Raw genomic sequence first — 13822 nt, 5'->3', positions numbered from 1 at the left:
ATTCGACTCCCGAAAGCGAGCCACCCCGCACACGCTGTCATCCACCGGCGCTAAGATCGACGCATGAATGGTCCTACCTATCCTGTCGTTTGCCGACACCCCGCCAACAACGCGGGCCGCGATTTCGTGGTCGGTGACCTGCATGGCTGCGTCGATGCGCTGCGCTATCTGCTGCACGAGATCCACTTCGATGGCTCGCGGGACCGGCTGTTCTCCGTCGGCGATCTGGTCGATCGCGGCACGGACTCGCTCGCGGCGGTCGATCTGATCGACAAGCCGTGGTTTTATCCAGTGCTCGGCAATCACGAGGATTCACTGATCGCCGTGGCGACCGGCGCGATGCGAAGGCAGGCGTGGTATGCCATCGGCGGCGCATGGGCCGAGACGCTCGGCGACGATCATCTCGGCGAACTCGCGGTGCGGCTCGCGAAGCTGCCGCTGGTGCGCATCGTCGGCGAGGGCGCGGAGCGCTTCAACGTGCTGCACGCGGAGTTCTTCGGCAGCGACGCCGACCTCGACGCCGCCGACTACTCCGACGATGTCCGCAATCAAATGCTGTGGGGACGCGATCTCGCGCTGGGCCAGGCGGACCCGGGGCAGCAGCGCGGGCTGTCGCCCACCTACTGCGGCCACACGCCGATGCGCGCGATCAAGCAGATCGGCTCGCAGATTTTCATCGACACGGGCGCATTCGCGTCGGAAGGGCGGCTGACCATCGTGCAGGCCGGCACGGACGAACGCTGGTCGGTGAAGGAACGCTGGGCCGCCTCCGAAGGCGCCCGCACACTCGCGCTGCCCTGATTCCATCGTCGCAGCCCGTGCGCCCGGCACGGCCGTTGCTCGATGTCTTGCCATCAGTCGAACGAGAACAAGGCGAGGCGTACGGTGGCAAGAATCGGACGAAATGGTGAAGCGGGCGGCGGCGCGAGCGACGTGCCGGCCGGCGGCGTGCAGGGTTGCCCGGAAGATCTGCCGCCGGGCCTGCGCTACATGGACGACTCACGGCGCGGCTACACGCGCGAGTGGATCGACGGCGCGTTCGCGTTCTTCAACACGCTGGGCAAGCGTATCGACGACGAAGCCGAAGTGCGCCGCATCAACGCGCTCGCGATTCCGCCCGCCTATTCCGATGTCTGGATCTGCCCCGATGCCCGCGGTCATTTGCAGGCCACCGGCCGCGATGCGCGCGGACGCAAGCAATATCGCTATCACCCGCAATGGCGCGAGACCCGCGACGCCACCAAGTACGAGCGCATGCTGGCCTTCAGCGCGGTGCTGCCGAAGCTGCGGGCGCGCGTGACGCGCGATCTGGCGCTGGACGGCATGCCGCGCAACAAGGTGCTCGCGACGGTGGTGCGGCTGCTGGATACGACGCTGATCCGCGTCGGCAGCGAGGAATACGCGCGCGAGAACCGCTCCTACGGCCTGACGACGCTGCGCAAGCGTCATCTGAAGGTTTCAGCCGGCACGCTGCGCTTCCGGTTTCGCGGGAAGAGCGGCATCGAGCACGATGTCTCGGTGAGCGACGCGCGGCTTGCGCGCATCATCAAGCGCTGCATGGATCTGCCTGGGCAGGACCTGTTCCAGTATCTCGACGCCGACGGCGAACGTCATTCGGTCAGTTCATCCGACATCAACGACTATCTGCACGAGATCACCGACGCCGACTTCACCGCGAAGGACTATCGCACGTGGGCCGGCAGCGTGTTCGCACTTGCGGCGCTGCGCAGGCTCAAGTGGGACACGGTGACGGAGGCGCGCAAGCATGTCGTCGGCACGATCAAGGAAGTGTCCCAGCTGCTGCGCAATACCCCGGCGGTGTGCCGCAAGTGCTATGTGCATCCGGCGGTGATCGAGGCTTTCGAGGCGGGCGAACTCGCTGAATCGATGCCGGCAAGCCGTCGTCACGGACTCAAGACCGACGAAGCCGTGCTCGCGATCTTTCTCGAAATGGACGCGAAGCGCCGCGCGCGTGAAGCGGCGCGCAAGCATCGCAAGGGCGCCGACCCGAGCGATGCGCGTCTCACGAACCTGCTCGACGCATCCAGCCGCGAGGCGCGCGCCGGAGCGCTGAAGACGAGCGGCAAGCACGTAGCGGCGCAGGCGCTGGAGCGCGTTGCGAAGAAGCCGGCGCCCAAGGCGGCGCGGCCGGCGTCGAAGAAGCTTGCGCGGACGCGTTCGTCCACGGCGTTGGCCATCCGCTGACAGGCACTGACAGCGGGGCGTTCAGCCCACCTGGTTCAGCTCGAACACGTAATCGATCGCGTGGCCGTTCCAGTTGTATTCGAGATAGGCCGCGTGGTGGCAGTCGCGCAGCATCGTCGTGCGCAGGGCTGCGAGGCATTCGCCCTGCGGATCGCGCACCGACGGATACGCAATCCCCGCCGCGCCTGCCGCCCGGGCCGCACGGCCGAGCGCGCGGCCCGCACTGTAATCGACGGGATCAAGCAGACGCATATCCAGACCATTCCGCGCAATGGCGTCCCCGCGCAGATCGACCACTTCACCGTAAGCCGTCACCGAATAGAGGCGCATCTGCTGCCGCAGTGGCGCTTCGTTCGTGGCGCGCAAGAACGCGCTCGAGTGATAACGCGTTTCCTCGATGGCCGTCTGCCGGTCGCGGGCGCAGTAAAACACGCCATAGTGTCCGTCGGAGAAGCGGCTGCCGTTGGGATTCAGATGCGTGAACGCGGCCATGATCGGACCACTGCCCGGCCCGAAGCAGCGCTCGTAGTGCGGCACGAGATCCAGTTCGCCGAGTTCGGTCCGCAGGCGGTCGTTGGTCATCGCCTCCAGTGCGTACAACGCTTCGAAATCGTGCGGCGACGCCACGCGGTCGAACAGGTTCACAGCAGGAAAACGAGTGGGAATCACGCGATACGCAGGCGACCAGTCGAGCAGGCCATGCGGCCAGCGTTCCCGCCAGTCGGACGGGTTCTTGCCGAAGTCGATGCCCATCACGCCCATCCGCCTCGCATGGCATCGAGGTATTGCCGGACGGCGAGCAGGTCGCTGATGTTGCCGGCCAGCATGCGATCGAGCGCCGGCTTGCCGCCGAAGGGCGGCGCGGTGTTGGGGCGGCGGATCCAGGTGTCGGCGGCGCCGGGGTCCGGCAGCAGGATTTGCAGCGCCTTGTAGATGCCGAGAATGAGCGACAGGCGTTCGAGCTTGTCGCGTTCGAGCCGCGCTGATTCAGGCGCGTTCTTCCATTTGAAATAGGTGGAGCGCCCGGGCGAACCGAGCAGGACGATTTGCTCTTCGGCCGTTAGCGACCAGTCCCGGGCAATGTTGATAAAGGCACGCAGGCCGGCAGCCGAAAGGTCGCCTGTATGCAGGGCCGGGGGCGGCGGCGTGTGGCCTGTCGCCGCTGAATGGGCGCGTGCGGCATGGGACATGTCATCAAGTCTCCAAAAGAACTTGATGACTATATTAGTCCATATATGGATTAATTCAAGTGATGCATGAACTTTCGGGCTCGGCGTGACGGATCACGCGTCTTCATCGCCGGAACCATAGCGACGCCCCGGCACATGCGCTCTCAAGGCTTCGGCAATCTGCTTGGACGTGCAATCGGCGGGAAAGATGCGGCACTGGACGCGCGGATCGTTCTTGTCCTCCCATTCGACCATCCGGTAAGCCGGTCCGAACAGCGGCTCGACCGGCGCGGACAGGCGGCAGCGGCGCAACGCGAGTGCGTGCTTCTTGCGCAGCGTCGGAGCGAGATTGGCGAAAGACGGGCGCGCAGTGGTGTTGGCGGGCATGGCACATTCCTCATCGTGGGCGGCTCGGGCCGTCGTGCAGACGGCGCCAGCGGAGCCGGATCGCGCTTGGAGTGTGTCGACACAGAATTAAGCGCGACTTAATTTCGAGATAGCGGGTCGCGAAGCGCGTCGAAATGTCACCGGGACAGCGGAAAATGGCGTTGGCGGGCGGGTCAAGAGGGTTGCGGTATTTTCACCACGCCGGATTGGACGGGTTTGCCGTGCCGGTCGATTACTGTATATTCGTACAGCTTGTTCGTAACAGGAGCTTGCTGATGAATCGACCCAGCGATTCGCCCGAAGCCGCCGCACTCGAACGTTTCATGCGCGCGACGCGAGCCGTCCACGCAGCGTTCGACGCCACGCGAGGCGAGCCCGGTCTCGAAGCAGGCGGCCAGTCCGCCGCCTGTTCAATCGGTCGACTCGACGCCGCGTTACACGAACTGGACACCTCCGAGCGCTCGCTCGACGCCATCCTCTCGCGCAGAGCGGGCCACCTACCGTTGGAGCGAAACCTTTGAAGCGCGCATTGCTCATTCTTCTGCTGGTCTTCGGTTCGTCGTCGCTGTTTGCCGCCGAGCGTTACACGGAAGTCTGGAATCCGCCCGAGGCGCAAGCCGTGAAGGGCAAGTCGAAGGCACGCACGGGCAGCCAGATCGCCGCGAAGAAAAAGCGCAAGAGCGCGCCGGCGGTGAAACAGGTGGCCGATAAGGCTGCGATCGAAGCGCCCGCTGTCGCGGCGCCGCCGAAGGCATCGTCTCCAAAACAGTCCAACCCGCAGTCCGAACCCATGATTCCGCGCAAGATTGAGCCGAACGGGCAGGTCATGCGCGTCTGACAACGCCGGACGGGTTCGAAAAAAACAGAAAGGGGCGCCCGGTCGGGCGCCCCTTTCTGTTTGCGCAAGTCGCGACCCGTTCAGTGCAGCACGGGCGCGCGGGACGTCACAGCCGTCCCATCAGCAAGAGCACGATCACCACGATCAACACGACGCCGACAATACCGCTTGGCCCGTAACCCCAACTGCGGCTATGCGGCCAGGACGGAATGGCGCCGACCAGAATCAGGATCAGGATGATCAGCAGGATGGTTCCGATCGTCATTTTGACGTCTCCTTGTTAATTGATCGCGATTGACGAATCGACACCCGGCGCGGCCTCCCAACTGCCTTGCAGCACAGTGCGCCGGGGCGGCGGAACTTGACTGCCGTCCGGTCCGAGGTGCGATCGACGAGGAGAGTAGAGCAATGGCTGTGCCAGTCACCTGAAACCCAAGCGCCACAGGGCTTCGGCATTGCCCAAGGCAGACGCCGGTACAGGCGGATTGTCAAAAGGACGAGCGAACGATAGAGGAAACGCAAAACTTTCAAACGGACGGGAGCGCGGTTCGTCGCGCTCCCGCCGTGCAGGCGTTCAGGCGGCTCTTCAGAAGATGCTGCGGAAGGCCCAGAACAGGAAGCCCGCGAGTGCGATGGAGACCGGCAGCGTGAGAATCCATGCGAGCGCGAGACTGCGCACCGTGCGCCATTGCAGGCCGGAGCCATTCGCGGCCATCGTGCCGGCGATGCCCGACGAAAGCACGTGCGTCGTGCTGACCGGCAGGCCGTAGACATCGGCGGCGCCGATGGTCAGCATCGCGACGAGTTCTGCCGATGCACCCTGTCCGTACGTCAGATGCGTCTTGCCGATACGCTCGCCCACCGTCACGACGATGCGCTTCCAGCCGACCATCGTGCCAAGCCCCAGCGCCACCGCGACCGCCACCTTCACCCATGTCGGAATGAACTTGGTCGCGTGATCGAGCTGCTTCTTGTAGTTGTCGAGGGTCGCGAGGTCGGGTTGCGAGAACGTAGGCGTCTTCTGCTTCTCCATGATGCGCAGCGCCTCGGACGCCACATACATCTCGTTGCGCACGTTGCGCACGTTGCCTTGCGGCAGTTCAGCCATGGTCTGACTCGGGCGAACCTGCGATTCGATCGAATCGACGAGGCTTTTGAGCGACGCCACGGAATCCGGTGCTAAGGTCCTCGTCTGGACGAACTTTTCAACCTGGGCGCGTGCGTCGGCAGCGGGCGCGACGCCGTTGCTGTAGCGCTGCAACGCCTCGGACGCACTGTGGCTGACGGCGAGGAAGGTCTGGGTTTCGTTGGCGGTGACGGCCTTGTTGAGCGCATAGGCGGTCGGCACGGTGCCGATGAGGATCAGCATGATGAGCCCCATGCCCTTCTGGCCGTCGTTGGAGCCGTGCGCGAACGAGACGCCCGTGCAGGTCAGGATCAGCAGGCAGCGAATCCAGAACGGCGGCGGCGCGTTCTTTTCCGGTTCCTTGTAGAGCGCGGGCACACGCACGACGAGCTTCAGCACGTACAGCAGGAAGCCCGCAAGCACGAAGCCGACGATCGGCGAAAACAGCAGCGACTTGCCGACCGACACTGCCTGGCTCCAGTCGACGCCCGACGTGCCGTTCGTGCCATGCAGCATCTGGTTCATCAGGCCGACGCCGATCACGGAACCGATCAGCGTATGCGAGCTCGACGACGGCAGGCCGAGCGCCCAGGTGCCGAGGTTCCAGATGATCGCGGCGATCAGCAGCGCGAACACCATGGCGAAGCCCTGAGAACTGCCGACGCCGATGATGAGTTCGACCGGCAGCAGTTGCAGGATGCCGAAGGCCACCGCGCCGCTCGAAACCAGCACGCCGATGAAGTTCCACATGCCGGACCAGACGACGGCCAGATTGGGCGTCAGCGAGTGGGTGTAAATGACGGTGGCGACGGCATTGGCCGTGTCATGGAAGCCATTGACGAATTCAAAGCCGAGCGCGATCAGCAGCGCGACGCCGAGCAGGACATACGGAAGTACTGACGATTCCCGCACCGGCGCGAGATCGTCAAGCAGATGCATCACGCAATAGACGACACCTGCCGCGATCACCAGCAGAAAGATCAGCAGGGCGTAGCGCTGGCCGGGAGAGCGGCCTTCCTGGGATTGGGGAAAGACAACCTGATTCATGTCGCGTCCTTGAGGCTGGGCTTGCGCGCGTGGCGCGAGTGGGCGGCAAATAGGGAAACGGCGGATGGGTGCGTTGCAAAGCACAATCGGTGATGTTTCACCCGCCATGTGTCGATTTCATGAAACACGCATCAATCGCGGATCAATCGTGGATTCATATGATCTGAACGGCGGCGCAAGCCCGCTCGGGAGACACCATGACGATGTGGATCGAAATCGCGTTGCGGGCGGGCCAGCCAGGGGACGGGACGGCTGCGCTGACAGCGGCGCTTGCGCGGCTTGCGGCATTCACCGGGCAATCATCCGCGCGCGCGCTGCTCCACGTGCGCGAGATTCCGCTGAAAGCGTCAGACTGGCGGCTCACGGTCGAGACGCGGGACGGCGCGCGCACGCTGCATGCGATCCAGACGGAAGAACCGGCGCTGCCCGGCTTCACGCGCTATCGGAGCTTCGCGCGACCGGCGGGTGATGATCTCGGCGCATCGCTGCGCGAATTTGCCGAAGCCGAAGCCGCGTTGCGCGCGCCGCTGGCGAAGGCGCATCGTGTGATCGGGTTTGCGGCCCAGGCATTGCCGGCTGACTGCGACGGTCGTGAAATCGAGCGCATCGAATGGCGCATCGACATGGACGGCATGTTCCTGCGCGCGCTGCTCGACACCGCCGCCGACGGCCATCCGGAACTGCGTCTGGCCGCACCCGCTGTGGACGGTTCGCTGGATGCGCTGTTCAGACTCGCCGGCGCGGTCATCGACGCAACGCCGTTCGTCATTGCGTCCGGCGCGACTTCCTCCTTTAACACCGATCCGGTTCACGCGACCGGCCTCGACGTGCCTCCTTCGGCGACGCGGCGAGCGGCCTTCGTTGCGATGGCGGCGTCGGTGGCCGGGCAGTGGTTCGGCAACGAAGCCGCTGCGCGTCACGGTCTCGGCGACGAGCACGTGCATCAGTTGCGCGTCGCGCAGCGGCGGTTGAAGACGCTGTTGAAGCTGTTTCGCGATGATATCGACGAGACCTGGCACACGCGCATTGCTCCTGATCTCGCCTGGTTCGGCGGGCTGCTCGCCGAAGCGCGCGACTGGGACGTCTTCGTCGGCAAGACGCTGCCGGCCTACGCCGCTTCCGACGATGACGCCGCCCGCTGGCAAGCGCTCATCGCGGCGGCGCGCACGCGGCGGCAGGACGCACGCGAACGACTGCGCGATGCGCTGGCGTCGAAGCGGCATGCGCGGCTTGCGCTGGCCTTCATCGAATGGCTCGCGCGCTTCGCGGTGCAAGAGGATGCCGCCCCGGTGAGTTTCATCGCGTTCGCGGCGCGGCGGATCCGCAAGGACTATCGCCGTATGGCGGGCGTGCCGGATCTCGTCCGGCTTCCGGCGCAAGAGCGGCATCGCGTGCGCATTCACGCAAAACGGCTGCGCTACGCGCTGGAGTTCTTCCGCTCGATCTTGTCGTCGCAAACCCGCAAGCATGCCGGTGCGCTGTTGGGGCAACTCCAGTCCGCGCTGGGCGAGGCCAACGATGCCGCCGTCGCCGCCGACCGGCTCGCCGCGCTGCCCGAAGCCACCGACTATCAGCGCGGTTTCGCGCGTGCGTGGAGCGCAGCCGCAGCGCGCGTCGACGCGCAGGAAGGCGAGCGCTTGCTGCGCGCGCTGCGTCGTCCGCGGCTGAAGGCGTCGCTATAATGCGGCACGCCGGATTGTTTCGGTTTCAGTAACGGCGCGACCTCTGGAGACGACGCATGAAGGCTGACGAACCGCTCGCACAGCGCGAGTCGCTGGAACTCGGCGGTTCCGTGTGGCTGACGAACGGGACGGAAACGCTCGGCGGCGCGTCGCGCATTGCGTTGCTCGCCGCGATTCGCGACGCCGGATCGATCACCGCCGCCGCCAAGCGGATCGGCATGAGCTACAAGGCGGCGTGGGACGCCGTCGATACGATGAACAACCTCGCCGGCGAACCGCTCGTGACCACGTCGAGCGGCGGCCGGGGCGGCGGCGGCACGACCCTCACGCCGGCGGCGCTGCGGCTCATCGAGACGTATCGCGTGGTCGAGCGCGAGCATCGCAAATTTCTGCAACGGGCGGGCGCGGCGATCGCCGGCTTTGCCCATGACTGGCAACTAATCGGGAGACTGGGGATGAAAACAAGCGCACGCAATCAACTCGCCGGCAAGGTGACCAAGGTCACGCGCGGTGCCGTCAACGATGAAATCGAGCTCGGCCTGTCGGGCGGCCAGACCATCGTCGCGGTCGTGACGCACGAAAGCACGCAGGCGCTCGGCCTGAAGGAAGGCAGCGACGCCTTCGCGCTGATCAAGGCATCGTGGGTCATGCTGATGGAAGACACGAGCGCGAAGCTTTCGGCCCGGAATCAGTTGCGCGGCACCGTCAGCAGCGTGACGAAAGGCGCGGTGAACGCGGAAGTGTCGCTCACGCTCGACGGCGGCACCACCGTCACGGCGATCATCACCAACCAGAGCGCCGACACGCTCGGACTCGCACAAGGTCAGAAGGCGGTGGCGGTGATCAAGGCGTCGAGCGTGATCATCGGCGTGAACGACTGAGCTTCTTCTTTCGGCTGAGCCTCAGGCGGCGTTTGGGTCCGCCGCCGGAACCTCCGTGCGATGCTCCGGCGCGCGCAGGCCTTTGACCTTCCAGCTGGCTCGCACATAGGGCCTTGCATGGCCTGACAAACCCAAGGCAATTTCGGTGATCCAGTGCTGCGTCGGCACCGGCACGCCGTGCAACACGATGACGACCGCGGCGAAACTCGCGGCCACGGGCATCGGCGCCAGCTTCCCGGGCTCGGTGCGCCACGCGAAGCGCACGAAGGCCAGCGCGACTACGGCGCCGAGCGCGCAACCCGCGACCACCTCCGACACCGAATGGGCATCGAGCACCACGCGCGATGCGCCCACGGCCAGCCCCAGCAGCAATCCGGCGGCGACGCCGAGCGCCCGCAGCGGACCCCGCGCGGGCAGCAGCGCGACGAAAACGGCCACCGGCAGCACCGACGTGGACATGAGCGCATGTCCGCTGATGCCGGTGAAGTCGAGATTGCGCATGCCGATTCCCCAGCCGATGAACGCAATCTTGCTCAACGCGACGAGGCCGCTTGCCACGCCGAGCAGCGCGAGCCATGCGCCCGCGTAGGTCCAGCGATAGCCGAGCGCGAGCCACGCGGCAATGATGAGCGCGACCGGGCCCATCACGCCGACGCTGCCGAGCGCGGTGATCCAGTACCAGACGGAAACGGGAAGCTCCAGGGTCATTGATGGCTTGGGAATAGGGGTTGCTGCAGCGCGGTAGCCGACGGCTTGCACTGTCAGGACGTAAGTTGGCAGGCCATTCTTCAGCAGTATAACGGTCTGCCGTCACGCGCAATTATGTGCCAACGCGAGACTAGTCGGCCCGTTACATCGCGTAACTTTCGTTTAATTTTCGCTATTTTGTTGAATTGCTGTTAATTCGTCCCGGTATGTCACGCAAGGACGAGCGTTCGCCCGAGCAAAAGATGTTATTGTGCATTGCACAACCCGGCGTGGAATTTCTGCTTGCGCCGTTCAATTGCCAGTTTGCAAAGGATCCAGCCGAATGTCGAAAAGCCTTACCAAGCTCTGGCTGCGCGGCTTGAGACGCCTGGTCGCCAGTCATGCGGAAGCGGTTCACGCGCCCAAGCCTCGGGTCAAGCCCAAGGCCAAGCCCACGCGGGCGAAAACCGTCAAGACGAAACTCCAGTCCGGCGCGAGCGCCAAGGCGTCGTCGCCGCGCACCGGCGCGCGGCCGGCCGCACGTGAGTCGCGGGTGCGCCCGCGCGCGTCGGCCTGGGCGCGCGGAAAGTGGGCGCGCTCCTATCACTCAGCGCCGCCGACTTCGGCCGGTCGTCTTGTGAATCATCTGTCGTACGCGCTGTATCTGCCGCCGAACGAAAGCGCTGAGCCTTTGCCGCTCGTCGTCATGCTGCACGGCTGCCAGCAGAACGCGGACGAGTTCGCTCAAGGCACGCGCATCAATCTACTCGCCGACAAATACCGCTTCGCGGTGCTGTATCCGGAGCAATCCAAGCACGAGCATGCGCATCGCTGCTGGCACTGGTACGACGACTCGGGCGGCGGCGGGGGCGGCGAGGCGGCTTCCGTGATCTCGCTCGTCAAGGCGATCGTCTTGGAACACGATCTCGACGAAGAGCGCGTCTACGTTGCCGGGATGTCGGCCGGGGCGGGGCTTGCCGCGCTGCTCGCGATCCGCCATCCGCAGACGTTCGCGGCGGTCGGGCTGCATTCCGGCGTCGTGTTCGGCGAGGCGCATTCGGCCATCGGCGCGATGGATGTCATGCGCCGCGGCAGCCGCACGGACCCGGTCGCCTTGATCGATGCCGCCGTCGACGTTCGCGATTACCCCGGCATGCCGGCGATCATCGTGCATGGCGAGCTGGATTCCGTCGTCACGGCCGCGAATGCCGAGCAGTTGACCCGGCAGTTCCTGCGGCTCAACGGTTTCATCGACGCGGAAGGCAATCGCCGCGCGGGCGAAGTCCGCGAGGAGAAGCTCGCCGACGGCGTGGTCAGCGACTACATCAAGAACGGCCGGCGGGTCGTGAAGACGTCGATCGTGCGCGGACTCGGCCATGCATGGGCAGGCGGCGACGACACGGTGGCCTTCCATTCGTCAAAGGGGCCGGAGTCCTCAGCCGTCATGTGGGAATTTTTCAAGCACCAGCGGCGCGCCGGCGAGGCCGCCAGCAAGGCCCGCGTGGCCTGACAGCCTCGAAGTGTCGCAAAATTGTGTTTTAGATCAGCGATTTATTTTGTTCAGGGCTGGCGCTGGATCAGGGATTACCCTATAATCGCTTCATAGGTAGTAACCCTAGTATCCCAGCGAGGCCCACCATGTTCCTGCTCAGCCGTATTTTCCTGTTCCTGACCAAGTCCGCCGACCAGCGTGACCGCGAGCGCGACGACGCCTATCTCGCCGAAGCCACGGACGTTTACGATCTCGAATATCGTATGAAGAAGCTGGATCAGCGAGTCAAGGCGCGTCATCCGTCGTGGATGGCGAACTAAGTCTCTGACTTGAGTCGTTTGCCGGATCGTCATCCGGCAGCAACAAACCAAGAAGCCGGCTCAATTGCTTGAGCCGGCTTCTTTTTGTCTCGAATCCTCGCGCGTGGTGTTCTAGACCTTCGGGGTATCGGAGGCGTCCGGGATATCCGGCGTATCCGGCGACTGCACGCCGAAGCAGCCGCGATACGTGGCATAGAACGAGCAATACAGCGCGGTAGTGACGAGTATCGACGCCGGCATCAGCACTGCCAAGGCCATTTCCTGTCCGGCGCCGAGCGCCTGCATCAACGCGGTGAGGCCGAACGACACCGTAAGCGCAATCGCAATCCACAACACGCCGTAGTACACGAACGCGCCACGGTTGCGCCAGCACGAGACCAGGCTGAAGAACAACGCCTTCGCAGGCGGCACGTCGTGCCATGCGACGAGAATCGGCGCGAACCAGAACAGCATCGCGAAGGGGATGTAGCACGCCAGCGCGACGAGCACCGCCAGCGGACTGAAGCTCGCCGCGACGGTTTCAGGATCGCCCGCGGGCGCGTCGCCCATCATGAGGTTCAGCAGCGTGCCGCCGTCCACGAGCGCCGATACCGCGAAGATCACGGCCATCGCCACTACATACAACGCGCCGAGCGCGAGCAGCCTGCGCGCGACGACGCTCCCATAAGATCGGAAGCCGTCGACGAGCACCGTCGGCCAGACGGGTTTGCCGGCAATCGTGTTGCGGCACGCCGCCATGAAACCAACCGCCACGCCCGGAATGAACAGGAGCGGCAGCACCGGTCCGATCAGCGGCACGCGCGAGATCAGCGTCATCACGAACAAATACGCGAAGAACACCGTGAGAAACGCAAAAGGGTTGCGGCGAAACAGCCAGAGACCCTGGCGGAACCACACGTAGCCAGTCTTGGCCGGAACTTCGATCAGTCGCATAGAGAGAATCAGCCTTGTGCGGATGGGGCAGCAGCTTGGACGCGCGCCCGCAGGATGCGTTCGAAATGACCCGGATCGTGGGCGTTCAGCATTTGCGCTTCGCGCGGCCGATGAAAATCATGCAGCCGCGATACCCAGAAGCGCATCGCGCCGGCGCGCAGCATGTCGTTCCAGTGACGTTCTTCGGCGGGCGTGAACGGCCGCACGGTCTGGTACGCGCGCAGCAACGCATCGACCCGCGCGGCATCCAGCGCGCCCGTCGCGAGATCCGTACACCAGTCGTTGACGGTCACGGCAACGTCGAACAGCCATTTGTCGACGCCCGCAAAATAGAAGTCGAAGAAACCGCCGAGGCGCGCGTGTTCGAGCCCGGGCGCGAACAGCACGTTGTCGCGGAACAGGTCGCAATGACACGGGCCTTCGGGCAGTCCAGCGTAATCGGCCGAGCCGAAGAACGCCGCTTGCCAAGCCAGCTCGCCCTCGAACAGCTCGCGCTGCTCATGGCTCAGGAATTCGACGATCGACGGCGCCTTCTCCTGCCACCACGACAGGCTGCGCAGATTCGGCTGATGCTGCGGGAAATCGCGTCCGGCAAGATGCAGACGCGCGAGCATCTGCCCGACCTCGATGCAATGCGCCGGCGTCGGCGCGAGTTCGGGCGCGCCTTCCAGTTTCGTGACCACCGAAGCGGGCTTGCCATGCAGCATGCCGAACAGCGTGCCGTCACGGCGCGGCATCGGATCGGGCACCGGCACGCGATGCGAGGCCAGATGGCGCATCAAATCGAGATAGAACGGCAACTGCGTGGCGCTCAGATTCTCGAAGATCGTCAGCACGTATTCGCCGCGCGCGGTCGTGAGAAAGAAGTTACTGTTTTCGATACCGGACTCAATGCCGCGCAATTCGACGACATCGCCGAGATCGTAGTCTTGCAGCCAGTCGCCGAGCTCGGCGTGGGTGACGGGGGTAAAGACGGCCATGCAGGGAAGCGTCGGTCAGGTTGGACGGCCCGGAGCGGGCCTGTGAAGATCGGCGCGGCCTGTCGGACGCCGCGC

16 protein-coding genes are annotated in these 13822 nt (G+C 64.8%); 8 read left to right on the top strand and 8 right to left on the bottom strand.

Annotated features, from left to right (window positions below; translation table 11 throughout):
• Positions 1-63 precede the first annotated feature (63 nt).
• Together QCE63_RS32445 and QCE63_RS32440 are read left to right on the top strand one after the other, a co-directional pair.
• The gene (locus QCE63_RS32445) at positions 64-801 is read left to right on the top strand and encodes a metallophosphoesterase (RefSeq protein ID WP_309838836.1); all 738 of its coding nucleotides are present in this window, start codon (positions 64-66) and stop codon (positions 799-801) included.
• A gap of 84 nt (positions 802-885) precedes the next feature.
• The gene (locus QCE63_RS32440; protein WP_309838835.1) at positions 886-2205 is read left to right on the top strand and encodes a DNA topoisomerase IB; all 1320 of its coding nucleotides are present in this window, start codon (positions 886-888) and stop codon (positions 2203-2205) included.
• Positions 2206-2226: 21 nt separating this feature from the next.
• Here the strand turns inward: QCE63_RS32440 and QCE63_RS32435 are convergent, their stop codons facing one another.
• The 3 genes from QCE63_RS32435 to QCE63_RS32425 all read right to left on the bottom strand — a co-directional run bounded on the left by QCE63_RS32435 (position 2227) and on the right by QCE63_RS32425 (position 3761).
• Complete coding sequence (locus QCE63_RS32435; RefSeq protein ID WP_309838833.1) at positions 2227-2958, bottom strand: RES family NAD+ phosphorylase; 732 nt, start codon at positions 2956-2958, stop codon at positions 2227-2229.
• A complete protein-coding gene (locus QCE63_RS32430; protein WP_309838831.1) occupies positions 2958-3395 on the bottom strand; it encodes an MbcA/ParS/Xre antitoxin family protein in 438 nt (145 codons plus the stop codon). The genes QCE63_RS32435 and QCE63_RS32430 overlap by 1 nt, the downstream gene beginning before the upstream one ends.
• Positions 3396-3488: 93 nt before the next feature.
• A complete protein-coding gene (locus tag QCE63_RS32425; RefSeq protein ID WP_309838829.1) occupies positions 3489-3761 on the bottom strand; it encodes a DUF2866 domain-containing protein in 273 nt (90 codons plus the stop codon).
• 275 nt (positions 3762-4036) lie between these two features.
• Between QCE63_RS32425 and QCE63_RS32420 the strand changes: the two genes are divergently transcribed.
• Both QCE63_RS32420 and QCE63_RS32415 read left to right on the top strand, forming a co-directional pair.
• Entirely contained in the window at positions 4037-4282 is a 246-nt protein-coding gene (locus tag QCE63_RS32420; RefSeq protein WP_309838827.1) for a hypothetical protein, read from the top strand.
• Entirely contained in the window at positions 4279-4599 is a 321-nt protein-coding gene (locus QCE63_RS32415) for a hypothetical protein (protein ID WP_309838825.1), read from the top strand. The genes QCE63_RS32420 and QCE63_RS32415 overlap by 4 nt, the downstream gene beginning before the upstream one ends.
• Before the next feature lie 106 nt (positions 4600-4705).
• On the opposite strand, the gene QCE63_RS32410 is transcribed toward QCE63_RS32415, so the two are convergent.
• A complete protein-coding gene (locus tag QCE63_RS32410; protein WP_309838823.1) occupies positions 4706-4864 on the bottom strand; it encodes a DUF3309 family protein in 159 nt (52 codons plus the stop codon).
• Positions 4865-5185: 321 nt separating this feature from the next.
• Positions 5186-6772 carry an inorganic phosphate transporter gene (locus QCE63_RS32405; protein ID WP_309838821.1) on the bottom strand — a complete coding sequence of 529 codons (1587 nt, stop codon included), beginning with the start codon at positions 6770-6772 and terminating at the stop codon, positions 5186-5188.
• A 197-nt stretch (positions 6773-6969) separates the two neighbouring features.
• On the opposite strand from QCE63_RS32405, the gene QCE63_RS32400 reads away from it, so the two are divergent.
• Both QCE63_RS32400 and QCE63_RS32395 read left to right on the top strand, forming a co-directional pair.
• Positions 6970-8454 (top strand): CHAD domain-containing protein, encoded by a 1485-nt coding sequence (locus QCE63_RS32400; RefSeq protein ID WP_309838819.1) that lies wholly within the window; start codon positions 6970-6972, stop codon positions 8452-8454.
• A gap of 56 nt (positions 8455-8510) precedes the next feature.
• Complete coding sequence (locus QCE63_RS32395) at positions 8511-9335, top strand: TOBE domain-containing protein (RefSeq protein WP_309838817.1); 825 nt, start codon at positions 8511-8513, stop codon at positions 9333-9335.
• 21 nt (positions 9336-9356) lie between these two features.
• On the opposite strand, the gene QCE63_RS32390 is transcribed toward QCE63_RS32395, so the two are convergent.
• Positions 9357-10043 (bottom strand): phosphatase PAP2 family protein, encoded by a 687-nt coding sequence (locus QCE63_RS32390; RefSeq protein ID WP_309838815.1) that lies wholly within the window; start codon positions 10041-10043, stop codon positions 9357-9359.
• Positions 10044-10365: 322 nt separating this feature from the next.
• Here QCE63_RS32390 and QCE63_RS32385 point away from each other — a divergent pair, with 322 nt between their 5' ends.
• Both QCE63_RS32385 and QCE63_RS32380 read left to right on the top strand, forming a co-directional pair.
• Positions 10366-11532, top strand: coding sequence for a PHB depolymerase family esterase (locus tag QCE63_RS32385; protein ID WP_309838813.1), 1167 nt, complete (start codon positions 10366-10368; stop codon positions 11530-11532).
• 128 nt (positions 11533-11660) lie between these two features.
• The gene (locus QCE63_RS32380; RefSeq protein WP_309838811.1) at positions 11661-11834 is read left to right on the top strand and encodes a DUF3563 family protein; all 174 of its coding nucleotides are present in this window, start codon (positions 11661-11663) and stop codon (positions 11832-11834) included.
• Positions 11835-11945: 111 nt separating this feature from the next.
• Here the strand turns inward: QCE63_RS32380 and QCE63_RS32375 are convergent, their stop codons facing one another.
• Positions 11946-12767 carry a BPSS1780 family membrane protein gene (locus tag QCE63_RS32375; RefSeq protein ID WP_309838809.1) on the bottom strand — a complete coding sequence of 274 codons (822 nt, stop codon included), beginning with the start codon at positions 12765-12767 and terminating at the stop codon, positions 11946-11948.
• Between the two features lie 8 nt (positions 12768-12775).
• Positions 12776-13747: a homoserine kinase gene (locus QCE63_RS32370; RefSeq protein WP_309838807.1), complete on the bottom strand. Its 972-nt coding sequence runs from the start codon at positions 13745-13747 to the stop codon at positions 12776-12778.
• Between the last annotated feature and the right edge of the window lie 75 nt (positions 13748-13822).

Source organism: Caballeronia sp. LZ065 (genome assembly GCF_031450975.1).
Lineage (GTDB): Bacteria > Pseudomonadota > Gammaproteobacteria > Burkholderiales > Burkholderiaceae > Caballeronia.
This window is presented reverse-complemented; position numbering and strand designations above follow the sequence as displayed.

Excerpts from the sequence above, each read along its gene's own strand:
- QCE63_RS32445 (WP_309838836.1), top strand. The coding sequence starts at position 64 with ATGAATGGTCCTACCTATCCTGTCGTTTGCCGACACCCCGCCAACAAC.
- QCE63_RS32435 (WP_309838833.1), bottom strand. The coding sequence starts at position 2,958 with ATGGGCATCGACTTCGGCAAGAACCCGTCCGACTGGCGGGAACGCTGG.
- QCE63_RS32430 (WP_309838831.1), bottom strand. The coding sequence starts at position 3,395 with ATGTCCCATGCCGCACGCGCCCATTCAGCGGCGACAGGCCACACGCCG.
- QCE63_RS32425 (WP_309838829.1), bottom strand. The coding sequence starts at position 3,761 with ATGCCCGCCAACACCACTGCGCGCCCGTCTTTCGCCAATCTCGCTCCG.
- QCE63_RS32420 (WP_309838827.1), top strand. The coding sequence starts at position 4,037 with ATGAATCGACCCAGCGATTCGCCCGAAGCCGCCGCACTCGAACGTTTC.
- QCE63_RS32410 (WP_309838823.1), bottom strand. The coding sequence starts at position 4,864 with ATGACGATCGGAACCATCCTGCTGATCATCCTGATCCTGATTCTGGTC.
- QCE63_RS32405 (WP_309838821.1), bottom strand. The coding sequence starts at position 6,772 with ATGAATCAGGTTGTCTTTCCCCAATCCCAGGAAGGCCGCTCTCCCGGC.
- QCE63_RS32400 (WP_309838819.1), top strand. The coding sequence starts at position 6,970 with ATGACGATGTGGATCGAAATCGCGTTGCGGGCGGGCCAGCCAGGGGAC.
- QCE63_RS32395 (WP_309838817.1), top strand. The coding sequence starts at position 8,511 with ATGAAGGCTGACGAACCGCTCGCACAGCGCGAGTCGCTGGAACTCGGC.
- QCE63_RS32390 (WP_309838815.1), bottom strand. The coding sequence starts at position 10,043 with ATGACCCTGGAGCTTCCCGTTTCCGTCTGGTACTGGATCACCGCGCTC.
- QCE63_RS32385 (WP_309838813.1), top strand. The coding sequence starts at position 10,366 with ATGTCGAAAAGCCTTACCAAGCTCTGGCTGCGCGGCTTGAGACGCCTG.
- QCE63_RS32380 (WP_309838811.1), top strand. The coding sequence starts at position 11,661 with ATGTTCCTGCTCAGCCGTATTTTCCTGTTCCTGACCAAGTCCGCCGAC.
- QCE63_RS32375 (WP_309838809.1), bottom strand. The coding sequence starts at position 12,767 with ATGCGACTGATCGAAGTTCCGGCCAAGACTGGCTACGTGTGGTTCCGC.
- QCE63_RS32370 (WP_309838807.1), bottom strand. The coding sequence starts at position 13,747 with ATGGCCGTCTTTACCCCCGTCACCCACGCCGAGCTCGGCGACTGGCTG.